At 70.5% G+C, this 20,613-nt stretch carries 18 protein-coding genes, 1 tRNA gene and 3 pseudogenes; 14 read left to right on the top strand and 8 right to left on the bottom strand.

Annotation, left to right across the window (positions count from 1 at the left end; translation table 11 throughout):
* Nucleotides 1–78 precede the first annotated feature (78 nt).
* The 3 genes from PV963_RS18575 to PV963_RS18565 all read left to right on the top strand — a co-directional run bounded on the left by PV963_RS18575 (nucleotide 79) and on the right by PV963_RS18565 (nucleotide 1,908).
* On the top strand, nucleotides 79–573 hold the full coding sequence (locus PV963_RS18575; RefSeq protein ID WP_274816854.1) for a hypothetical protein: 495 nt from the start codon (nucleotides 79–81) through the stop codon (nucleotides 571–573).
* Entirely contained in the window at nucleotides 570–1,079 is a 510-nt protein-coding gene (locus PV963_RS18570) for a DinB family protein (RefSeq protein WP_274816853.1), read from the top strand. The genes PV963_RS18575 and PV963_RS18570 overlap by 4 nt, the downstream gene beginning before the upstream one ends.
* Nucleotides 1,080–1,311: 232 nt before the next feature.
* Nucleotides 1,312–1,908, top strand: coding sequence for a DinB family protein (locus PV963_RS18565; RefSeq protein ID WP_274816852.1), 597 nt, complete (start codon nucleotides 1,312–1,314; stop codon nucleotides 1,906–1,908).
* A 391-nt stretch (nucleotides 1,909–2,299) separates the two neighbouring features.
* On the opposite strand, the gene PV963_RS18560 is transcribed toward PV963_RS18565, so the two are convergent.
* Nucleotides 2,300–3,208 carry a TIGR04222 domain-containing membrane protein gene (locus PV963_RS18560; protein ID WP_274816851.1) on the bottom strand — a complete coding sequence of 303 codons (909 nt, stop codon included), beginning with the start codon at nucleotides 3,206–3,208 and terminating at the stop codon, nucleotides 2,300–2,302.
* 232 nt (nucleotides 3,209–3,440) lie between these two features.
* Nucleotides 3,441–4,409: a LysR family transcriptional regulator gene (locus PV963_RS18555; RefSeq protein WP_274816850.1), complete on the bottom strand. Its 969-nt coding sequence runs from the start codon at nucleotides 4,407–4,409 to the stop codon at nucleotides 3,441–3,443.
* A gap of 103 nt (nucleotides 4,410–4,512) precedes the next feature.
* Between PV963_RS18555 and PV963_RS18550 the strand changes: the two genes are divergently transcribed.
* The 3 genes from PV963_RS18550 to PV963_RS43635 all read left to right on the top strand — a co-directional run bounded on the left by PV963_RS18550 (nucleotide 4,513) and on the right by PV963_RS43635 (nucleotide 7,994).
* Complete coding sequence (locus tag PV963_RS18550; RefSeq protein WP_274816849.1) at nucleotides 4,513–5,442, top strand: serine hydrolase; 930 nt, start codon at nucleotides 4,513–4,515, stop codon at nucleotides 5,440–5,442.
* A 152-nt stretch (nucleotides 5,443–5,594) separates the two neighbouring features.
* A complete protein-coding gene (locus tag PV963_RS18545; protein WP_274816848.1) occupies nucleotides 5,595–6,542 on the top strand; it encodes an MBL fold metallo-hydrolase in 948 nt (315 codons plus the stop codon).
* 1,203 nt (nucleotides 6,543–7,745) lie between these two features.
* Complete coding sequence (locus PV963_RS43635; protein WP_342456387.1) at nucleotides 7,746–7,994, top strand: hypothetical protein; 249 nt, start codon at nucleotides 7,746–7,748, stop codon at nucleotides 7,992–7,994.
* A gap of 408 nt (nucleotides 7,995–8,402) precedes the next feature.
* On the opposite strand, the gene PV963_RS18535 is transcribed toward PV963_RS43635, so the two are convergent.
* Nucleotides 8,403–9,578, bottom strand: coding sequence for an MFS transporter (locus PV963_RS18535; protein ID WP_274816846.1), 1,176 nt, complete (start codon nucleotides 9,576–9,578; stop codon nucleotides 8,403–8,405).
* A gap of 78 nt (nucleotides 9,579–9,656) precedes the next feature.
* On the opposite strand from PV963_RS18535, the gene PV963_RS18530 reads away from it, so the two are divergent.
* The 6 genes and pseudogenes from PV963_RS18530 to PV963_RS18505 all read left to right on the top strand — a co-directional run bounded on the left by PV963_RS18530 (nucleotide 9,657) and on the right by PV963_RS18505 (nucleotide 13,333).
* Complete coding sequence (locus tag PV963_RS18530) at nucleotides 9,657–9,863, top strand: TetR/AcrR family transcriptional regulator C-terminal domain-containing protein (RefSeq protein WP_274816845.1); 207 nt, start codon at nucleotides 9,657–9,659, stop codon at nucleotides 9,861–9,863.
* A 100-nt stretch (nucleotides 9,864–9,963) separates the two neighbouring features.
* A pseudogene (locus PV963_RS18525) lies at nucleotides 9,964–10,077 on the top strand (NADPH-dependent FMN reductase); the annotation flags it as partial.
* A 31-nt stretch (nucleotides 10,078–10,108) separates the two neighbouring features.
* Nucleotides 10,109–10,258, top strand: a complete 150-nt coding sequence (locus PV963_RS18520) for a hypothetical protein (protein ID WP_274822308.1) — start codon at nucleotides 10,109–10,111, stop codon at nucleotides 10,256–10,258.
* 541 nt (nucleotides 10,259–10,799) lie between these two features.
* A tRNA-Leu gene (locus tag PV963_RS18515) sits at nucleotides 10,800–10,876 on the top strand.
* Nucleotides 10,877–11,022: 146 nt separating this feature from the next.
* Nucleotides 11,023–12,198 carry a 4-hydroxybenzoate 3-monooxygenase gene (locus tag PV963_RS18510; protein ID WP_274816844.1) on the top strand — a complete coding sequence of 392 codons (1,176 nt, stop codon included), beginning with the start codon at nucleotides 11,023–11,025 and terminating at the stop codon, nucleotides 12,196–12,198.
* Between the two features lie 226 nt (nucleotides 12,199–12,424).
* Nucleotides 12,425–13,333, top strand: a complete 909-nt coding sequence (locus PV963_RS18505) for a Bax inhibitor-1/YccA family protein (protein ID WP_274816843.1) — start codon at nucleotides 12,425–12,427, stop codon at nucleotides 13,331–13,333.
* A gap of 90 nt (nucleotides 13,334–13,423) precedes the next feature.
* Here the strand turns inward: PV963_RS18505 and PV963_RS18500 are convergent, their stop codons facing one another.
* Entirely contained in the window at nucleotides 13,424–13,654 is a 231-nt protein-coding gene (locus tag PV963_RS18500; protein WP_274816842.1) for a DUF4287 domain-containing protein, read from the bottom strand.
* A 102-nt stretch (nucleotides 13,655–13,756) separates the two neighbouring features.
* Here PV963_RS18500 and PV963_RS18495 point away from each other — a divergent pair, with 102 nt between their 5' ends.
* Nucleotides 13,757–14,068 (top strand): hypothetical protein, encoded by a 312-nt coding sequence (locus PV963_RS18495; protein ID WP_274816841.1) that lies wholly within the window; start codon nucleotides 13,757–13,759, stop codon nucleotides 14,066–14,068.
* 83 nt (nucleotides 14,069–14,151) lie between these two features.
* Here PV963_RS18495 and PV963_RS18490 read toward each other — a convergent pair whose 3' ends face one another.
* The 3 genes from PV963_RS18490 to PV963_RS18480 form a co-directional block, all read right to left on the bottom strand.
* Nucleotides 14,152–14,934 carry a hypothetical protein gene (locus tag PV963_RS18490; protein WP_274816840.1) on the bottom strand — a complete coding sequence of 261 codons (783 nt, stop codon included), beginning with the start codon at nucleotides 14,932–14,934 and terminating at the stop codon, nucleotides 14,152–14,154.
* 273 nt (nucleotides 14,935–15,207) lie between these two features.
* On the bottom strand, nucleotides 15,208–16,425 hold the full coding sequence (locus PV963_RS18485) for an acetyl-CoA C-acetyltransferase (RefSeq protein ID WP_274816839.1): 1,218 nt from the start codon (nucleotides 16,423–16,425) through the stop codon (nucleotides 15,208–15,210).
* Between the two features lie 144 nt (nucleotides 16,426–16,569).
* The gene (locus PV963_RS18480; protein WP_274816838.1) at nucleotides 16,570–17,595 is read right to left on the bottom strand and encodes an SGNH/GDSL hydrolase family protein; all 1,026 of its coding nucleotides are present in this window, start codon (nucleotides 17,593–17,595) and stop codon (nucleotides 16,570–16,572) included.
* 158 nt (nucleotides 17,596–17,753) lie between these two features.
* On the opposite strand from PV963_RS18480, the pseudogene PV963_RS18475 reads away from it, so the two are divergent.
* Nucleotides 17,754–19,134 (top strand): annotated as a pseudogene (locus tag PV963_RS18475) (cystathionine beta-synthase).
* A 478-nt stretch (nucleotides 19,135–19,612) separates the two neighbouring features.
* Here PV963_RS18475 and PV963_RS18470 read toward each other — a convergent pair.
* Nucleotides 19,613–20,568: pseudogene (locus PV963_RS18470) on the bottom strand (IS481 family transposase).
* Nucleotides 20,569–20,613 lie beyond the last annotated feature (45 nt).

Below are 20,613 nucleotides of genomic sequence, written 5' to 3'. Positions count from 1 at the left end.
CCAGGTGTTGTCGTACCTCCGGTGTAGCGTCCAGGCGGAAAGTCCACCTCTTGCTCGGCGGTTGACGGAGGCGCGCGGATGACGAGATCGACAGGCGAGCCCGTTGTGGTGTCCCGGCGCATCGAGGCCCCGGCGGGGAACATCTTCCGGATCCTGGCCGACCCCGGTCGGCACGCGGACCTCGACGGCTCGGGGATGCTGCGCGGTGGCGTCTGCGGCGCCGTGGTCTCGGGCGTCGGGGACGTCTTCGTGATGCGGATGCACTACGCGCGCTATGGCGACTATGAGATGAACAACCACGTCGTCGAGTACGAGCTGGACCGCCGCATCGGCTGGGAGCCGAGGCCCGGGCGCGGGCATCCCGACGCCACCGCATCCGGGGCCGCGTGGGGCCACCGGTGGATCTTCGACCTGGTCCCGGACGGGGCCGGGGCGACGGTGGTGACCGAGATCTTCGACGGTTCGCGCATGCCGGAGGACAAACGCGCGGAAGTGGACAGCGGGCGCGCGTGGTGGCAGACGCACATGACGAGCACCCTGGAACGCCTCGCGGAACTGTGCGCCGCCCGGTGAACGCCGAACTCGAGGCCCTCAAGGGCGCCCTGGACCGCCAGCGCGAGCACGTCCTCGGGATCCTCGAAGGGCTCTCGGAGGAGGATCTGCGACGGCCGGTGCTGCCCAGCGGCTGGAGCTGCCTGGCATTGCTGCGCCACCTCACCCTGGATGTCGAACGCTTCTGGTTCCCCGGCGTGATCGCGGGCGAGCCGGATGTGGCCGGACAGCTCACGGCGGGCGCGGAAGTGCACTGGTACGTACCCGAGGGGATGAGCGCCGAGGAGGTCTTCGCCGACTACCAGGTGGCCATCGCGCGTGCGGACGCCGTGCTCGCCGCCGCCGCGCCCGAACAGGAGCCCGTCGCCTGGCCCGTAGAGATCTGGCCGACCTGGAGGCTGCCTGACGTGCGGCACATCGTGATCCACGTGCTCACCGAAGTTGCCTGCCACAGCGGCCACTTGGACGCGGCGCGCGAACTGATTGACGGCACCACCTGGCTCGGCGGCAGCCCCTACGCCGGCTAGTTCTGTGACCGGATTGGGGTCGCCGGGTTCTTCAGGGTGAGTGGCGAGGGGCGTCCGCCGCAGGCAGGCACGCAGGGCGCGGGTCTGTGCGGTGTGGTTGGAGACCACGTAGATCGGGGCGCCGTCCGGGCGGGCCGTGCGGATCGACCTCGGCGCGGCCAGGGCGTTCGCGGCGCTCTTCTCGTTGTTCTGTGGAGCCCGGCTGTCAGTGCCTGGTGGAAGACTGCCGGGCATGATCGAACCGAACCCGAAAGCGGACCTTCTCCGATATCTGCAAGAAGGGCGTGATGCCCTCTTATGGAAGCTCGATGGGCTATCGGAGTACGACATCCGCCGCCCGCTGACCCCCACCGGTACGAACCTGTTGGGGCTGGTCAAGCATGTCGCCAGCGTGGAGCTGGGGTACTTCGGCGACGTGTTCGGGCGGCCGTTCTTCGACGAGGAGCCGCCGCCCTGGTGGTATACGCAGGAGGCAGAACCCAACTCGGACATGTGGGCCACGGCGGACGAGTCACGCGACGACATCGTTGGGCTGTATCGCCAGGCGTGGGAACACTCCAACAGCACGATCTCGACGCTCACGCTTGACGCGATCGGCCACGTCCCGTGGTGGCCGGAGGAACGTCGAGAGGTGACGCTGCACCACATCCTGGTGCGCGTGATCTCCGATACTCAGCGGCACGCGGGCCACGCCGACATCGTGCGAGAGCTCATCGACGGAGCCGTCGGGTATGTGCAGGGCAAGGACAACATGCCACCAGGTGATCAGGCATGGTGGGAGGACCACCGAAGTCGACTGGAGCGCGTGGCGCGGGAAGCCAACGGCTGATCTCGCCCTGCTGGCCGACCCCGCCGGCTCCGGGTCGGCCATGCGGCGCCGCTCAACTGGCTGCGGTCTGCTCACAGCTCCGGGCTTTGGTGTGGGCAAGGCGGTAGGAACTCGTTCCTCGAGGCACTCACGCCTCCTCCTCCTGCGGTTGCGCCTGCTGGAGCGGGCAGCAGCCGCCGGCCCCTGAGTCGGGTGTGACATCTGCGGCGTCCGGTGCGCTGTAGCAGGTGGGCCGCGAGGGCGGCTCCGTGAGGCCCGCTTTCCCCCCGTGAGCGGGTGCTCGTTATGCAGGGGCAGGCAGGTGCATCCCCCGTCGCCTGCCTGCCCTGCGCAGCCCGCATGACCTGGGGCTCCGGCTTGCCGCATACATGTCGTTGGCTGGTCCGGCCCCTCACGAGCCTGCGCTTCCACAGCCACCGGCTCCGCCTCCGCCGCACGCGCCGGCATGTCCGGAGGAGCCCCAGTCCCCGTACGTGCCGCACCCGGTGGCAGAGGCGCCGCCATGGGCCGGGTCTCCAGCCCTCCACGTCTCCGGGGTGACCAGCGCTCGCAGTTCCGGCTCCTGCGAGGCGGCCAGCCCGTCGAGTGCCACCGCGCCGACAGGGGTGACGGCGAGGGCGGTCAGGGCGCCCGCCGGGCGCCAGGAGGCCGGGCGCTCGCGTTCGGCGCGCAGGAGGTCGAGCGTCGACTGGACGCGGTACGGCACCCAAGCTTTTGCCGGCTTGATAAGCGTGGCTGTGAGGGTCGCTATGGCGGACAGAGCCACACCGGCCCACCAGCGGTCAGGGGTACCGGCGGTGATCTCGTACACGGTCAGCACAGGCGGGAGGGCCGCCAGCCACCACAGCAGGCGCCGCGCACGGTGCTGCCGCCGCCGCAGGGAGGGGGCGATCAGCAGGCCCTCCGCTTGCAGGCGGTCGCCGATGGCCTGCACCCCGCGGTTCGCGGCGGCGTGGGCGACCAGTTTGCCCACCCGCTCGCTGCGGGAGATACCCGCCGCCTTGATGAGCGCCTTCTCGATGCCGGCCGTCGCGTCGGCCGCGTACAGGTCGTCATGGAAGATGACCGTGCCGTCTTCCGCCACGGACAGACGGCCCTGCCCTGTCATCCGGAACAGCACCGTCGCCACCACCCGGCGCGGCCCGCCCGCCAGGAAGGCCAGCTCCTCGGCGGACAGATCCTCGCGGACCGTCACCTCTGCCTTCAGCATCCTCGCGATCCTCGCGGCGACGGCGAGCCGGTACCCGATCGCGCCGGTCGTCAGGATCAGTGCCGCGACATAGAGCCCTTCGTCCAGCATCGCCGTTCCCCCGTATCCCTCGTCTGCTCAAGGGGGTTATTCCCCACAGCCGCAGATCGACAAGCTCACAGGCAGCGGGCCCCGGGCGGATCGGTTTCTACCCGGACGTTCACCCCGTGCCGGGGAACCACACCAATGACGTCAGCCCCCAATCCCACCACGTGGGGGCACGGAAGAAGACGACCATTACGGACCCCAGTCCCATGGTCCACAGGATTTCTGGCGCGTCACACTAGCCGTAGACCACCGACCACGGGCGCGGGGGCTCGTCCCCTTGGCCCGAGATGCCGTCATGCCGCGTATGCGCGGTGTGGTCGCGGGCCAGGACGCCGCGCGCGAGTTCCGCGAAACGGCCGGCGGCCGGGTGGGCTCCACGGCCGGCGGGCCAGGCGCCGCTGATGCGCAGGGTGAGAGGGCGGTCGGCCAGTGGCCGCCACGCGACGCGGGGCTCCTTGCGGGCCACCGGCCCCTGGTCGAAGGCGACTCCCTGCCCCGCCATCACGAGAGCGAGCAGGAACTCGGGGTTGGACGCGTGCCGCAGGCGGCCGGGGACGAAGCCTTCGGCGCGGCACACGTCGAGGATCCGGTCGTACCAGCCGGGTGCGTATGCCCGAGGGAAGAGCACCAGGTCGTGGCCGGAGAGCTCGCCGAGCCTCACCTCCGGCAGCCGGGCCAGCGGCGACGTGCGAGGCAGGACGATTCCCAGGGCCAGCGAGATTTCGGGGCCGAGGCGCAGGTCGGTGGCGTCGACGGGGTGGTGCACGAGTCCGACGTCCAGCCCGCCGCAGGAGAGCAGCCGCAGTTGTTCCTCGGTGGTGACCTCCTGCAGGTCGACGGAGAGTCCCGGAGCGTGCTCCGCGCAGGCAGAGAGCAGCGCGGACAGCACTGCGGCCGTGGTGTCGGGCGGTACGCCCGCGCGGAGCGTGCCGAGGCCGCCGTCGGCGGCGCGGCGGGCCAGCGTGCGCAGCCTCTCTTCCCGGGCGAGGAGTTCGTGGGCCTCCTCCAGCAGTGCCGCCCCGGCTGCGCTCAAGCGGACGCCGCGCTGCGAGCGGTCGAACAGCTCTGTACCGAGCTCCTTTTCCAGCCGGCGGATCGCCTGGCTGAGCGGCGGCTGCGCCATGCCCAGCCGCTCGGCTGCCCGGCTGAAGTGCAGCTCGTCGGCTACGGTGACGAACAGACGCAGGTGGCGTAAGAGATCCACGATCAAGGATCGTACGTGAGGGCCGCTGCGAGCGGGATGGATCAGCTGGTGGGGCCGACCGCGATCCGAGGATCAGTACGCACCGATGGCAAGGGGGGAAGCAGTGATAGAGGAACGCATCCGACAGGTTTTCGCGGGGGCTGGGGCCGAAGGGCAGCTGCACGCGATTCCCGTTCGCTTGCGCACGACGGTCGCCGGGGAGACCGGAGCGGAGCCGGGTGCCCGTGAAGTGGCCGTGGACGCCGACGATCCCGTCGTGATCGCCTCGATCTTCAAGGTTCTGATGGTGCTGGAGTTCGCCCGGCAGGTCGTCGCCGGCCAGCTCGACCCGCGGGAGCGGGTGCGGGTGACCGCGGCAGACCGGCTCGGTGGCTGGGGGACCGCCGGCTGTCTGGACGACGTCGAGCTGTCGCTGCGCGACCTGGCCCACTTCGCGATGTCGGTCAGCGACAACTCGGCGGCCGACCTCTTGCTGGCCCGCGTCGGCCTGGACACCGTACGGCTGCTCGCGGAAGAACTCGGCCTGGAACGGACCCGGATCGTGGGCGGACCGCGAGACCTGCTGGAGTCGATGCTCGCGGAGGTCGGGGCGCGTGACGAGCGGGAATTCGCCGTCCGCTACCCGGCCCTGCCGGACGACCGCAAGAGACGACTCGCCGTGCTGGACCCCCGCCACACCACGGCGAGCACACCCCGTGAGATCACCCGGTTGCTCCACCTCGTCTGGAGCGATGCCGCCGGGCCGCCGGAAGCTTGCGCGCTGGTACGGGACCTGATGAGCCGCCAGGTCTTCCGGCACCGACTGGTCTCGGGCTTCCCGGACGACGTCACGGTCGCGGCCAAGACCGGAACACTGCCAGGGCTGCACATGGAGGCGGGCGTCGCCCGCTACCCCGACGGCGAGTACTACGCAATCGCCGTCTTCGCCCGCACCCACGACCTGGCCGCCTCCCGCGCCACGGTGGACGCCGCCATAGGCAAGGCCGCCGGCATCGCGGTCGACTTCCTCCGCGGCAACGGTGACGGCCGGTGACCAGGTCACATATGCGTTCGCGTATCACCAGGGCCTGACTCCGGTCTTGGACACGGCCGTTCACGCCCTGGTCTCCTGACGCCATGACCCAGGACACACATGTCACGGACAGATCAGACGTGCCCTCCGGCCGCGGGTTCGACCGTCGTTCAGTGCTTCGCGGTGCCGCGCTCGGTGCCGTCTCCCCGCTGATCCCGGCCACGGCCGCCACGGTCGCGGCCGCCGACCGGGGCAGTGGCGGAGCCGCCGGTTCGGCGTCGTTCCGCTGGCTCGGCACCGCCGGCTGGCGCATCGACGTCAGCGACCGGACCGTACTCTTCGATCCGTACCTCACCCGCTTCACCACCGGCCTGTACGAGGGGGCCTTCGACCCCCGGACCCCGCTGCAGACCCGGCCGGAGGTGGTGGACGCGCACATCGGCCGCCCCGAACTCGTCCTGGTGAGCCACTCCCACTGGGACCACCTCGCCGACGTACCCCACATCGCCAAGACCACCGGCGCGCGCGTCGTCGGCACCGAGACCACGTACCACCTGCTGGTCGCGCTGGGCGTCGACGCGGCGCAGATCTCCGTGGTGAAGGGCGGCGAGGTGCTGGACTTCGACGGGATCATCGTCGAGGTCGTGCCGAGCCTGCACAGCCGCAACAAGAAGTGCGCCTTCTTCGCCCCGGGCACGCTGAACGCCCCGCCCCCGACAGTCCCGAGCACCATCTCGGACCTGCCGGAGGGCGACACCCTCGCCTTCCAGGTGACCGCCGGGGACAGCGGCCCCTCGGCGTTCCTCATGGGGGCCAGTGACTTCTCCGAGCGGGCGGTGCGGGGCCTGCGCCCCGACCTCGCGATGATGGCCGTGCCCTCCAGCACCGCCACACACCGCTACGTGCCCCGGCTGCTGCGTGCGCTGGACCACCCTCGCGTGGCCGTGCCCGTCCACTGGGACAACTTCGAAGTACCCCTCAGCGGCTCTCCCGAACGAGACCCGGTGATGGATCTGGACGCGTTCGTCGCGCAGGTCGAAAAGGTGTCCCCGGCAACGCGGGTCGTCGTTCCGGACTACCGCACGGTGTACGACGCCACCATGCGACCCACGAGCGCCTAATGCCCCAACAGGCACTCACGGGCGCAGCTGTCCTCTCCGACACGGATCTACCCCACCCCGACGGCACGAGCGGTCTCTCACGAGGCCCCGCTTGGGCCAACTCGTGGCTCTCGGACTTGTGGTCGGTGTCGGCTCGGCAGGTCCCAACTCCTCGGCTGTGGCCGCCGAAACGGACAACGGGCGGTTTCACTACGCCCGTGCCCGCAGGCTGGCCGGGAGCGACCCGGTCCTTCGCGCCCTCGTGACGGCGCTGGGTCGCAGAGAGGTCCCCAGACGCCACCTCAAGCGCCTGGGGGCCGTCGTTCCAGGTCATGATCTGTTGGCTTCACGGTGCATCTCCCACACCAGCTCGTGCAACGAAAGCCAATACCTGTGGATGGCGGCGTCGTAGACGACTCGAGCCTCCGGATCTGTCGGCGCGCTGAGAAGGCACATATAGACGGTCCGCGAACTGCGGAAGACCCTCTCCACTGCCTCTGCCACTGCATGCCCAGCATCGACCACAAGTACGTCACACGCTCTCGTGAAAGGGCCGTAGGCCTCACGAAGCCGCTTGGCATGCTCGGCGACCGCAGATGCCTTCTCCTGACCCGCTGGCATGTCCAGCACGATAGGAAGCTCTCGGTACAAGACACCCATGTCGTGGGCCCGGTTCACCACCTCGATGCACGACTCCCTGCGCGACTGAGCAAGCCACGAGCTGCGCTGAGCCACAGCAGTTGCCTGCGCCTGCTCACGAGCGGCGCGAAGACTTCCGCGACTCGTCACCCAGCTGGCAGCAATGGCAGTGCCGGCAGTCAGGGCCGCTACCCATAAGGAGCTATCGGCCATGGCGCAGATTTTGACGGCGCCATGGGAGACGTGGAAGACCGCCTAGCCCCTGCGGGCACGGCGGTTACACTCCAGGCAGCCGCTGGTTCTGGGCCGGGCATCGACTCTCCGTGTTGGGAGTGATCGCCGTGGCGGACCCTGCTACCCCGGCCCAGTGGCGCGCCGCGCTCAAAGCTGAAGGCGTCCCGTTCATCGAGCTCGATGGATGGACGACGCGCGGCCGTGACGCCGCGACCGGCAAGGTCTACGGGGCGGTCCACGGCATCCTCAACCACCACACTGCGGGCATCGACAGCCTCAACGTCATCGCCTACAAGGGCGTCCAGGGCCTGGCGCCTCCGCTCCCACGGCCTCCTGCGCAAGGACGGCGTGGTGGTCCTGGTCGCCGACGGCCGCGCCAACCACGCCGGCCCGGTCGCCGAGAAGGTGTACCGGGCGATCGTCGCCGAGAAGCCGCTGCCGAAGCAGGACAAGTCCCGGACGGTAGACGGCAACGACTCGTTGTACGGGCTGGAAGTCGAAAACCGCGGTGAAAGCCGGACCCCGCTGGGCCCGTGGCCGGGTACGGCCGCCGCGGCCGGTTCACTTCACCATGGCCCAGTTCCGCGCGGACGTCCGTGAGCGGCTGGCGCACCAGCCGAACTGGAGCCCTTCCACCAGCTCGCGCCGGACCGGTGGGACGACATCGAATTCACGACTGAGTGGGATGACGAGTCCGAGGGGCACGCCCCGAACGGCTCGACCTTCGTGAAGGGTGCCGCCAGGTTCACCGGCTCGGTGGTCATCGGCACACCCGGCGGCGACAACGGGCGTTCCCGCCCTCGACGCGGCCCTGCTGTGGGGCGGCCCCATATCGATCCTCGTCGGCGGCGCGGCCCTGTGGCGGCTGTCGCGGGCGGCCTCGCACCTCTTGCCCAGCCGTGTCTCGTGCGTGCCGTACCTCTCGGGCACCGTTTCGCCGTCCTCACCCCTTCCCGGCGGAGGGAGCGGGTTCCGGGGCCGGGGTACCGCTGTGGGAGTGGGGGTCCGTCACGTCCGCCCGGGTGACCGCCAGGAAGACCACGGCGATCGCGGGCGGCGGAACCCGGTGATGTTCGAGGTGGCCTGGATGAGAGGGCCGATCAGCAGCGGGGAGGCGAACTGCCCGGCGAAGGTGGCTGTTCCCGACAGCGAGGTGGCCTGGCCGCGGACCTCTGCGGGAACGCCCTCGCCGATCAGCACGGTGGTCACCGGGAAGAACACCCCCTGGCCGAGGCCGAACAGCAGCGGAGCCAGGAACAGCAGGGGGGCGTTGGACGCGACGGCGAGCAGCAGGAAGGCCGCTGTCAACAGCATCAGCGAGGCGCGGATCAGCTTGCTGTAGGCCAGGCGCCTACGCAGCGAGGCGTAGGCGAGAGCGATGGGGCTCATCGCGCCGGACATGCCCACGGTGTAGAAGGAGACCTGCAACGGGTCCTCGACGCCGACCTCGGCCAGGCGCTCCGGGAGGAAGACCACCAGCGCGTACAGCAGCAGGGAGCCGCAGAACTGCAGCGCGTACCAGACGAGCGGGAGCCGGTGCTCGCGCAGCATCGCCCATGCGCCGGGCCCTGATCCGCGCGCGTGGCCGGGGCTCGCCGGGCGTGTGCGGGGCAGCAGCAGGGCGGTGGCGATACCGAGGGGCACGCCGACCAGGTAGACGCCGAAGGGCAGGTGCCAGGAGATCCCGCCGACGGCTCCGGCCAGCAGCGGCCACAGCACCCCGCCCGCGCTGGTGGCCGTCCCGCGCCACCCCATCGCGCGGTCCTGCGCGGGCCCGCGGTACAGACTCAGCAGGGCCACGGTGGTACCCGAGAACACCAGGGCCGCTCCGGCACCGAAGACGGCACGCGTGGCGATGAGCGCGGGATAGCTGTCGACGATCAGGCCGGCGCCGCCCGCCAGTCCGTACAGGACCAGTCCGCCCGCCAGGGGCAGCCGTACGCCCCAGCGGTCGAGCATCCACCCGGCCAGGGGACTGGTGACGGCTATGGAGAGGCTGTGGGTGGTGATGATGAGGCCGGCGGCTGTGCCGCTGACGCCGAGGTCACCGCGGATGACCTGGATGACCGGCGCGAGGATGGAGCCCGCCATCACGGTCAGGGTCGAGGCGAAGAGCAGGAGCGGCAGCGTCCCGGGGCGGACCGGAACCGGTGCCGGTTCTTCTTCTCGCGCCGACGTGCTCATCGGGCGCCTTCCGGAAGGGGGCCGCCGATTCCGCCGGGGCGGGACAGGCCGTGGTTGGTCATATGCAGTACGGCGGCGTTGAGGCACTTCACCGCCCTGACGGCGGCGGGCCAGCTGCGCGCGGAGGGCCCCCGGGAGGCCGCCGCCCACTTCACCCAGCCAGCCATGTCCGAGGCCTACGAACGCTCCTTCCATGGCGCCCTCCCCTTGCCGCCGGGCGAGCTGGACGCGCTGGTCGCCTCCGGCGTGAACGCCTTCCTGCGGCTGGACGGGACGGGCGACTGACCTCTCTCGCGGCCGAGCCCACCGGAACAGGGCGCCTTGACTTCCGCAGGTGGCGACGGTCGACGTGATCGACGTCCTGGAGCACCCGCTGCCGCTCGCCATGCCCGCGATGGGCGAGGAGCCGGCCGCGCACGTACGGTCCGTCAAGGACCCGCTGTCGGCGCGGCTGCACTCCGTCGACGCGTTCGTCGAGGTCACCCCCGAGTGCAACCACTCCTTCCCCGCCTCGCTGAAGAACGTCATCGATGGTCAGCCCGCACAACCCCTGCGGGGCGTTCTCCGACGGCGACGCACCGCAGGGCGCGGACGCGGCGGCGAAGAAACTGCTGGACCAGGTGGCCTGGTGGGGCAAGGCGCTGCGCACCGCACGCACCGAGCAGCCCTGCAACCTCTGAGCCGAGCCGTCCAGCCCCACGCGGCCGGACGGCGCCACGGCCGACACGCCGTACCGTGCCGATGAGCAGTCCGAACAGTCCGTGGCCCGCAAGCCTGCGCGCTGCTCGAGGCGGAGTCACGGCGGGCCGGCCGCCCCGGCGCACCACGAGCTGCCGGAAGCCGTCGAGACCTACGCACCGCACGTGCTGTCCAGGGCCAACCGACCGGCCCACGAACCGCGCCCGTGCGGGGTGGGTGTCCTCCTTTTGTGACCGGACGGCAACCGGTCATGTATTGACCAAATTCCCTCCTGTGTCAGGGGCCGGCCTGCGAGAGGCTGTTACTGCCGAGTCATCAGGTCTTGGACGGAGCGGCACATGCCAGGGGAGCATGACCGAGCTGATACGTCCGTCGGGGGAGCAACCTTGCTCAGGAGTCACTCAACCGGGCTTCTGTGACGGGTATGTGAGTCTGCGTCATGTCGGTTCAGTACTGTCGTGCGTAGGCGTCTTGGCAACGCGACACCGTCCCTTGGCCGTTGGCACTGCCTTGTAAGACCCGGCCCGGGTGGCGCAAATGGGAGACGCAGCCGCCTTAAACGCGGAGAAGTGTGGGTTCGAATCCCACCCCGGGCACCACCAGGTCCGCCTACCGTGGCGGGCCTTCCTGTTTGTGGCATTCTGCGCGGCGCGCCCGTTGACAGCGGCCGTATGCCGTCAGAGACTCACATCCGACAATGGTGAAGAAAAGTTCACCACACGAACGGATGAGAAGAGGGCGTCCGATGCGCACCACCGTCGGCATCATCGGAGCCGGACCCGCCGGCCTCCTCCTCGCCCGGCTGCTCCACAACGCCGGCATCGACTCGGTCGTCCTGGAGAGCCGCGACCGCGCCTACGTCGAGCGGCGGCAGCGCGCCGGGATCCTGGAGCAGGGCACGGCGGACGTGCTGCGCGCGGCCGGTGCCGGGGAGCGCATGGACCGCGAGGGGCTGCGCCACGACGGCATCGAACTGCGCTTCGACCGCAGGCGCCACCGCGTCGACTTCCCCGCCCTCACCGGCGGCCGCTCCGTGATGGTCTACGCCCAGACCGAGGTCTGCAAGGACCTCATCGCCCTCCAGCTCGCCGAGGGCGGCCCGCTGCTGTTCGAGGCGGAGGCGCTGGCCGTGGAGGACGCCGGCACCGACGCCCCGCGCGTCCGCTTCCGGCACGAGGGCCGCGAGGACGTCCTGGAGTGCGAGTACGTCGTGGGCTGTGACGGCTTCTGGGGAGTGGCCCGCAAGGCGATCCCGACCGAACTCGTCCAGATCTTCGAACGGACGTACCCCTTCGGCTGGCTCGGCATCCTCGCCGACGTGCCGCCCTCGCACGACGAGCTCGTCTACGCCCGCCACGACCGCGGCTTCGCCCTGCTGTCCATGCGCTCACCGTCCGTCTCCCGCCTCTACCTCCAGGTGCCCGACGGCACCGACGCCGAGGCGTGGAGCGACGAGGCGATCTGGGACGAGCTGGAGCGCCGCTTCGAGACCGCCGACGGCTGGCGCCTGGAGCGCGGCCCCATCACCCAGAAGTCGGTCACGCCCATGCGCTCCTACGTCCACGAGCCCATGCGTCACGGTCGCCTCTTCCTCGCCGGCGATGCCGCGCACATCGTGCCGCCCACCGGCGCGAAGGGGCTGAACCTCGCCGTCGGCGACGTCGTGACGTTCGCCCGGGCCCTGGCCCACCGGAAGGAGACCGGTTCACCGGAGCTGCTCGACGCCTACTCGCAGACCTGCCTGCGCCGGATCTGGCAGGCCGAGCGGTTCTCCTACGACATGACGGCCCTCCTGCACCGCGCCCCCGGCGCGACCGGCTTCGAGGACCGGCTCCAGCTCGCCCGGCTGGAACGCATCGCCTCCTGCCGCGCCGCCGAGACCGACCTGGCCGAGGGGTACGCGGGCTTCCCGTTCGAGTGACGCTTGGCGTGACGTAAGGACGGCGTCAGCGGGTGATCTCCGACCGGTTCCGGATGTGTCGCAGCTTGGTGATGAATGACCCCCTCCGATGAGGGGAATCACGAAGCCGCGTAGCGTGTTGCGCAGCACGACGAGGGAAAGATCCTCCCCAAGCACTAGGGTCATTCCTTTGCCTACCTATTACTCTTGAGCCAAGGTCACGCAGTGTTGGCCATGGAGGAGTGAAATGAGGAGCAGAAACCCGGTCTTCTCGCGACGGGGGTTCAGCCGCGACAACGGCTACGCGGGCTTCAACACCGCGCCGCAGGCCGGGGGTCCCGCTGTCGCCACCCAGGGCAACCCGTACGCGCAGCCGACGGGCAACCCCTACGCGCAGAACCCGTACGCGCAGAACCCTTACGCCCAGCAGGACCTGCAGTACGGCGCGCCGCCGCAGGCCCCGGCCACCACCGGCCGGATGACCATCGACGATGTCGTCCTGCGCACGGCGAGCACGCTCGGTGTGCTCATCCTCACCGCGGCGCTCTCCTGGGCCCTGCTGCCGATCGACGACGCCAACATCAGCCGTAGCTACGGCATCGGTATCGGCGCCGCGCTGATCGGCATGGTCCTGGCGTTCGTGCAGTCCTTCAAGCGCAAGGCCTCGCCCGCGCTGATCCTGACGTACGCCGCGTTCGAGGGTGTCTTCCTCGGCGTCGTGTCCAACATCGTCGACAACCGCATCGCCGACGGCGCGGCCATGCAGGCCGTGATCGGCACGATGGCGGTCTTCGCCGGTGTGCTGATCGCCTACAAGGCCGGCTGGATCCGAGTCAACCGCCGCTTCTACGGCTTCGTGATGGCGGCAGCGCTCGGCTTCATCCTGCTGATGATGGTGAACCTGCTGTTCGCGGTCTTCGGCGGCGGTGACGGCCTCGGCTTCCGCAGCGGTGCCCTCGGTGTCGTCTTCGGCGTCATCGGCATCATCCTCGGCGCCTGCTTCCTCGCCCTGGACTTCAAGCAGGTCGAGGACGGCGTCGCCTACGGCGCTCCGCGCGAGGAGGCGTGGCTCGCGGCCTTCGGCCTCACGCTGACGCTGGTGTGGATCTACCTGGAGTTCCTGAGGCTCATCTCGATCCTCAACAGCAACGACTAGTCGCCGACGCGTCGTGCGCGAAGGGCCCCGGCTTCGGCCGGGGCCCTTCGTCGACTGCCGGGCGGCTTCGTCGTCGAGACGTGTGCGCGCCTAGAGCAGTTTGCGCGCGGCCCTCCTCAGGTCGTACTCGTGGATGATCGCCTTGGCGTGGCCATACGCGAGGTTGTATTCGTGCCGGAGCCAGCTGACCTTTTCCTCGAAGCGGAAGAGTGCCGGGCCTTCTTCGACGGTGCGCAACCAGTCGGAGATCTCACGACCGGTGCAGTGGGGGATGCGGGCGAGCATGTTGCGATGGGTCTCTTCGGAGAAGACTTGGGACATCGGCGCCTCCGGACGCATGGGATGTAAGCCGGTCCTTCAGGTCACCGTGCCTGAGTGTTCGCCCGTTGGCAACAGTCCCGGTGCGACGCGTACGCTCGCGGCGTGGTTGATACGACGCCTCTGACCCGTGCGGTGGATCATTTCGCCGATCGTTTGAGGGCTGCGCCCCAGAGCCGGTTGCAGCGGGGCGCTGCCGCTGAGGCTCTCGGCCTGGCCCGGCAGCTCGCTCGTTGGGCCCAGGAGTTGGAGGAGCCGGGCGTGGAGCCTCGGGAGATGCCGGATGCGGGGATGTTTGCAGCGGCAGATCAGATCACCGTTGCCGCGCATGATCTGGCGGTGGTGATTCCCAGTGGTGCCGATGTCGATGAAGCGGTGCGGCTGGTTGAGGAGGCGCAGAAGCGGGCGGGGGTGTGACCCGTTTCGTCGGCGGGTGCGGGTGGTCTTGGGTTGCTCGCGCCCGCGCGGCGGAGCCGCATATCGATACAGCCCCGCGCCCCTCAGAGGGACGCGATGACCCTGTCGGCCAGGATGTAGACGTTCTCCTTGCCGCACTCGAACGTCAGGGTGTAGGCGCCCGAGATGCCGGAGCCGCCCAGGAGGATCGGGGTTTCCCCTGCGCGCAGGGCTGCGGCGAGGTGCTCCGCGGTCTCCCGGTGGCCCGGGGTCATGCACAGGGTCGTGCCGTCGGCGAAGACGTAGACGTCGAGGGTGCCCAGCGGGCCCGGGCGGACGTCCGTCAGTTCCACGCGCGAGGCGGCCAGCTCCTCCAGTGTGGCGACCGTGCGCTCGTGGTCGTTCGCCACCGGCGACTGCGTCGGCACGAAGTCCGGGTGGGAGGGGTGCCGGCGGCGGGCCGCGGCCAGCTCCGGGGACTCGGCGGCCGGCTCCTCGGTGTCCGCGCCGGGCTCGGACACCGGCTCCAGACCCGCGAAATCGGCCTGCCGGGGCAGGAACAGGTCGACGTCGGGCAGACCCAGCATGGGCGGCGCGTCGGAGGCGTCACGGGCCTCCTGGGCGGCCCAGAACGCCCGCGCCTCGGCGAGCTCCCGCTCGCGTTCCTCCGCGAGCGCCGCCGCCACGGCGGCCCGTATCTCGTCGGTGTCGGCATGCGTGCGGGCGGCGGGCAGCAGTGCGCGAGTGGTGGCGGCGCGGTTCTCGGCCAGCGCGGTGTGCAGGGCCGCGACCTGTCGGCGCAGCTGCAGCACGGTGCGCAGGACGGCGACACCCACGGCGCCCGTGGCGGCCGTGGTGACCAGCAACGCGATCGGCATGGCGCTCACTGACGTACTCCCGGTTCAAAGTCGACCCCCGACTTCCTACATCAGCTTGAAGGGCGGACTAACCAGCTGTCAGTGCGTAACGTCACGAAACGGACAGGGCTTCGGTGCCGGGGGAGAGGGTGGGGCTGCTGTGACCTGGGCTTCTCTCGGTGCGGAGGGAGATAGGTCACATCCTGGGGGAGATTGGATCACAAAACAGCCCGGAACCCCGGGGTTTCCGGGGTTCCGGGCTGGGGCCTCACAGCGCGTGCTATGGCGGCTACGGTACGGCGCTCAGCTGAGGCGCTCGATGACCATGGCCATGCCCTGGCCGCCGCCGACGCACATCGTCTCCAGCCCGAACTGCTTGTCGTGGAACTGGAGGGAATTGATGAGCGTGGTGGTGATGCGGGCGCCGGTCATGCCGAAGGGGTGGCCGACGGCGATGGCGCCGCCGTTGACGTTCAGCTTCTCCAGCGGGAGGCCCAGGTCGCGGTAGGAGGGGATCACCTGGGCGGCGAACGCCTCGTTGATCTCGACCAGGTCGATGTCGTCGATGGTCAGCCCGGCCCGTTTCAGGGCCTGGTTGCTCGCCTCGACCGGGCCGAGGCCCATGATCTCGGGCGAGAGGCCGGAGACGCCGGTCGACACGATGCGGGCGAGCGGGGTGAGGCCCAGCTCGCGGGCCTTGGTGTCGGACATGATCACGAGCGCGGCGGCGCCGTCGTTCAGCGGGCAGCAGTTGCCGGCCGTGACCAGGCCGTCGGGGCGGAAGACCGGCTTGAGGCCCTGGACGCCCTCCAGGGTGACGCCGGCGCGGGGGCCGTCGTCCTTGGCGACGACCGTGCCGTCGGGGAGGGTCACCGGGGTGATCTCGCGCTCCCAGAAGCCGTTCTTGATGGCCTCTTCGGCGAGGTTCTGCGAGCGGACGCCGAACTCGTCCATGTCCTGGCGGGTGATGCCCTTGGCGCGGGCCAGGTTCTCGGCGGTCTGGCCCATCGCGATGTACGGGTCGGGCAGCAGGCCGTCCTCGCGCGGGTCGTGCCAGGTGGAGCCCTCGGACTGGGCGGTCGCGGCGGTGCGCGCCTCGGCCTCGGCGAAGAGCGGGTTGTGCGTGCCGGGCATGTCCGAGCTGCCGTTGGCGTACCGGGAGACCATCTCGACACCGGCCGAGATGAAGACGTCGCCCTCGCCCGCCTTGATGGCGTGCAGGGCCATGCGGGAGGTCTGGAGGGAGGAGGAGCAGTACCGGGTGATGGTGCAGCCCGGCAGGTGGTCCATCCCCATCTGTACGGCGACGATGCGGCCGAGGTTGTGGCCCTGCTCGCCGCCGGGCAGGCCGCAGCCGAGCATCAGGTCGTCGATGTCCTTCGGGTCCAGCTCGGGGACCTTGGCCAGGGCGGCCTGGACGATCGTGGCGGTGAGGTCGTCCGGGCGGAGGTCCTTGAGGGAGCCCTTGACGGCGCGGCCGATGGGGGAGCGGGCGGCTGAGACGATCACGGCTTCGGGCATCACGGCTCCATTGACGTACCGGGTGGTCTGGCTGGGCTGTCTGGGAAGTTACCCGTACGTATGGCCTGGGTCACGGGTGTGGCGGTGTGACCCTGACCGCAGTTTTCTAAGCGCTTGCTTTTTCCGGGTCCTCCTGGACTTCCCTCAGTTCGACGGTGTGACAGGGGCCGGCTCCTGCTCGGGTACCCGCCGGCGCCGCCGACGCTTCAGCAGGGCCCACGGACCCCGCGGCCCGCTCGGCATCGCGGCCGCGACCTCCGTACCCGCCTCCGACGCGGCCTCCGCCGCCGCCCGGGCCACCGGCAGGAAGCCCTCGCGGCGGGAGGCGTCCGGGCGCTCCTCCTCGGCCGGCCACAGACCGAGACAGGCGCAGACGGTCGGCAGGACCGCCATCGCCGCCGTCGCATAGCCCTCGGCGGAGGGGTGGTAGTTGTCCGGGCCGAACAGCTCGCGCGGGTTCGCGGCGAACTCGGGGCCGAGCAGGTCGCCCAGGGACACGGTGCGGCCGCCCTGTTCGACGACTCCGATCGTCTGGGCGGCCGCCAGCTGGCGGGAGGCCCGTCGGGCCAGCCAGCGCAAGGGTTGTTGCACCGGCTCGATCGTGCCCAGGTCGGGGCAGGTGCCGACCACGACCTCGGCGCCGGCCGTGCGCAGCCGCCGTACCGCCGAGGCCAGGTGGCGGACCGAGCGGGTCGGGGGCATGCGGTGGGTGACGTCGTTCGCGCCGACCATGATCACGCAGATGTCGGGCACGGCGTCGGGGTCGGCCAGCACCAGGGCCACCTGGCGGTCCAGGTCGTCCGAGCGGGCCCCGGGCGTCGCCACCGTGCGCAGCTCCACCGGGCGTTCCGCCAGTGCCGCCAGGCCCGAGGCCAGCAGTGCCCCCGGGGTCTGCCCGGCCCGGTGCACGCCCTGGCCGGCCGCGGTGGAGTCGCCCAGCATCGTCAGCCGCAGCGGTACCTCACCGGGGCCGGCGTACGTACGGCCGTACCGGCCGTCCGCGTTCGGCACATGAGCGGACGTGCCGTTGCCCACCCGGCGCCGCGCCAGCTGCACCTCCGCTAACACCAGCCCCACGGCGGCCGCCCCGGCCAGTCCGATCCCGCCACCGCCGTACGCCGCGCCCGCAGCGATCCGCCGGGCCACCCGCGCCCTCGACATGCTCGTCATGCGCCGCCGCCACCTCCTCGAACCCGTACACCCAGTGCTTGCCCCGTACTGACCGTCGCCCAATCTCAACAGCGAGTGAACGACCGTCACGGATGACCGGCAGGCCATAGGCTGGCGGCACCAACTACGACCACTTCTGCGGCAAACCGGAGACAACGGTGCAGTTCCACGACTCGATGATCAGTCTCGTCGGCAACACCCCGCTGGTGAGGCTCAACAGCGTGACCAAGGGCATCAGGGCGACCGTCCTGGCCAAGGTGGAGTACTTCAACCCCGGCGGCTCCGTGAAGGACCGCATCGCCCTGCGCATGATCGAGGCGGCCGAGGAGAGCGGCGCGCTAGCCGGGCGGCACGATCGTCGAGCCGACCAGTGGGAACACCGGCGTGGGCCTCGCCATCGTGGCGCAGCAGAAGGGGTACAAGTGCATCTTCGTGTGCCCCGACAAGGTGAGCACCGACAAGATCAACGTGCTGCGCGCGTACGGCGCCGAGGTCGTCGTCTGCCCGACCGCCGTGGACCCCGAGCACCCGGACTCCTACTACAACGTCTCCGACCGGCTGGTCCGCGAGACGCCCGGGGCCTGGAAGCCCGACCAGTACTCCAACCCGAACAACCCCCTCTCCCACTACCACTCCACCGGCCCCGAGCTGTGGGAGCAGACCGAGGGGAGGATCACCCACTTCGTGGCGGGCGTGGGCACCGGCGGCACCATCTCCGGCACCGGCCGCTACCTGAAGGAGGTCAGCGACGGAGGTGAAGGTCGTCGGCGCCGACCCGGAGGGTTCCGTCTACTCCGGCGGGTCCGGGCGGCCGTACCTCGTCGAGGGCGTCGGTGAGGACTTCTGGCCGACGGCCTACGACCGGACCGTCGCGGACGAGATCGTCGCCGTGTCCGACAAGGACTCCTTCCAGATGACCCGCCGCCTGGCCAAGGAGGAGGGGCTCCTGGTCGGCGGCTCCTGCGGCATGGCGGTCGTCGCCGCGCTGGAGGTCGCCGAGCGGCTCGGCCCGGACGACGTCGTCGTGGTCCTGCTGCCGGACAGCGGCCGCGGCTACCTCAGCAAGATCTTCAACGACGAGTGGATGGCCGACTACGGCTTCCTGGAGGACACGGGTCCCAGCGCCCGCGTCGCCGACGTCCTGAACGACAAGGAGGGCGACCGCATGCCCTCCCTCGTCCACATGCACCCGGAGGAGACGGTCGGCCAGGCCATCGACGTGCTGCGCGAGTACGGCGTCTCGCAGATGCCGGTCGTCAAGCCGGGCGCGGGCCACCCCGACGTGATGGCCGCCGAGGTGGTCGGCTCGGTCGTGGAACGCGAGCTGCTGGACGCGCTGTTCAGCAAGAGCGCCTCGCTGGAGGACCCGCTGGAGAAGCACATGTCCCGCTGCCCCAGGTCGGCTCCGGCGAACCCGTCGCCGACCTGATGGCCGTCCTCGGCAAGGCGGACGCGGCGATCGTCCTCGTCGAGGGCAAGCCGACCGGTGTGGTCAGCCGGCAGGACCTGCTGTCCTTCCTCGCCCGGTCCGCGAAGTGACGGCGAACGGCCGGTGAACCACCCGTGAACCGGGTGAACTTGCCGTTCGTCCGCGATCTTCGTGGACTTCGCGGAAGTGGTACGAGCGCGTCACGTTCGCGCAGCACCCGCTTAACACGAGTCCTGCACATTAGTGGGTGTCGGCAGGGCGGGAGCGGCTCCCCCCCGGCCGACGCCGTTGGCGTCAAGGACCTCCGGAGCGGCTCCCGGACCTCCATCGACGTCACAGACGCGCCAGCCCGGCCTGACCAGGCCCGCGTCTTACGCGGGGACCGCCGTCGTCCCGCCCCCCGGTCACGGGGGTGCGGCGGTCCCCGCGCTCATCTTCCTCCCGGTGCTCGGCGACGCCGCCGCCCGGGACGCGCTGTGCGCCGCCCTCGCCGACGCCGCGGACGCCTCAGGCGCGTTCCGGGGCTTCGGGGACGGCTGAGGGCCGACTCCCCGGCAGCGCCAGACGCTCCGCCGTCTCCGAGCCGGACTAGGTGTGCTGTTCGGAGAGGTTGGTGACGCGGCTGGCTGGGGTGTGGCCGCTGATGCCGGTGTGGGGGCGGTGGTAGTTGTACCAGTCCAGCCAGTCGGGGAATGCGGCCTGTCGTTCGGCGTCTGAGGTGTAGGGCTGGTGGTAGGCCCACTCGTCGAGCAGGGTGCGGTGGAAGCGTTCGACCTTGCCGTTGGTCTGGGGTCGCCAGGGTCGGGTCCAGCGGGGGCTGATGCCCAGGTCGTGGCAGGTCTGGCGCCAGGTGTTCTTGGTGTAGGACCAGGCGTTGTCGGTCAGCACCCGTTCGATGGGGACGCCTCGGGCGGCGAACCAGGCCGTGGCCCGTCGCAGGAAGGTGGCGCAGGTGGCGGCGGTCTCGTCGGGCAGGTCTTCGGTGTAGGCCAGGCGGGAGTGGTCGTCCAGGGCAGTGTGCAGGTAGGCATATCCGGTGCCGGCGGCTGGTTCCCGGCCGGCTGCGCGGCCGAGGACCTTGTGGCCGCCGCCGTCGGGGATGCGGCCGAGCTTCTTGACGTCGATGTGGACCAGTTCGCCCGGCCGGGCTCGTTCGTAGCGGCGCACGGGTTCGCCCGTGGCCCGGTCGGTGGCCGCCAGCGCGGGCAGGCCGTGACGGTGCAGGATCCTGTGGGCAGTGGAGGCGGCGATGCCGGTGCGGGCGGCCAGCCGCACCGGTCCGATGCGGTGTGCTCGCGCCGCAGCCGCACGACCTGTCGTTCGACCGCGGCCGGCGTCTTGCGCGGGCTGTGATGCGGACAGCTGGAGCGATCGTGCATCCCTGCTGCCCCGTGCCTGCGGTAGCGGTCTGCCCAACGGGCGGCGGTGGTGTGGCTGACCTGGAAACGTTCCGCGGCCCGGCGCAGGGGCCAGCCGTCGTCGACGACACACCGGGCCAGACGCAGCCTGCCGGTCGACGTCAGCGGGGCGTTACGGTGGAACAACGAGGGCCTCCTGGCAGTCGGGTAGATGTCGCAATCCACACCGAA

This window comes from Streptomyces coeruleorubidus, assembly GCF_028885415.1.
GTDB classification, from domain to species: domain Bacteria; phylum Actinomycetota; class Actinomycetes; order Streptomycetales; family Streptomycetaceae; genus Streptomyces; species Streptomyces coeruleorubidus_A.
Note: the sequence above shows the minus strand (reverse complement) of the source record. Positions and strands in the feature narration are given on the sequence as shown.

Coding starts and splice junctions, on each gene's coding strand:
- PV963_RS18485 (WP_274816839.1), bottom strand. CDS start 16,425: ATGCCCGAAGCCGTGATCGTCTCAGCCGCCCGCTCCCCCATCGGCCGC.
- PV963_RS18480 (WP_274816838.1), bottom strand. CDS start 17,595: ATGACGAGCATGTCGAGGGCGCGGGTGGCCCGGCGGATCGCTGCGGGC.
- PV963_RS18505 (WP_274816843.1), top strand. CDS start 12,425: ATGAGGAGCAGAAACCCGGTCTTCTCGCGACGGGGGTTCAGCCGCGAC.
- PV963_RS18575 (WP_274816854.1), top strand. CDS start 79: ATGACGAGATCGACAGGCGAGCCCGTTGTGGTGTCCCGGCGCATCGAG.
- PV963_RS18535 (WP_274816846.1), bottom strand. CDS start 9,578: ATGAGCACGTCGGCGCGAGAAGAAGAACCGGCACCGGTTCCGGTCCGC.
- PV963_RS18500 (WP_274816842.1), bottom strand. CDS start 13,654: ATGTCCCAAGTCTTCTCCGAAGAGACCCATCGCAACATGCTCGCCCGC.
- PV963_RS18510 (WP_274816844.1), top strand. CDS start 11,023: ATGCGCACCACCGTCGGCATCATCGGAGCCGGACCCGCCGGCCTCCTC.
- PV963_RS18520 (WP_274822308.1), top strand. CDS start 10,109: ATGGTCAGCCCGCACAACCCCTGCGGGGCGTTCTCCGACGGCGACGCA.
- PV963_RS18565 (WP_274816852.1), top strand. CDS start 1,312: ATGATCGAACCGAACCCGAAAGCGGACCTTCTCCGATATCTGCAAGAA.
- PV963_RS18560 (WP_274816851.1), bottom strand. CDS start 3,208: ATGCTGGACGAAGGGCTCTATGTCGCGGCACTGATCCTGACGACCGGC.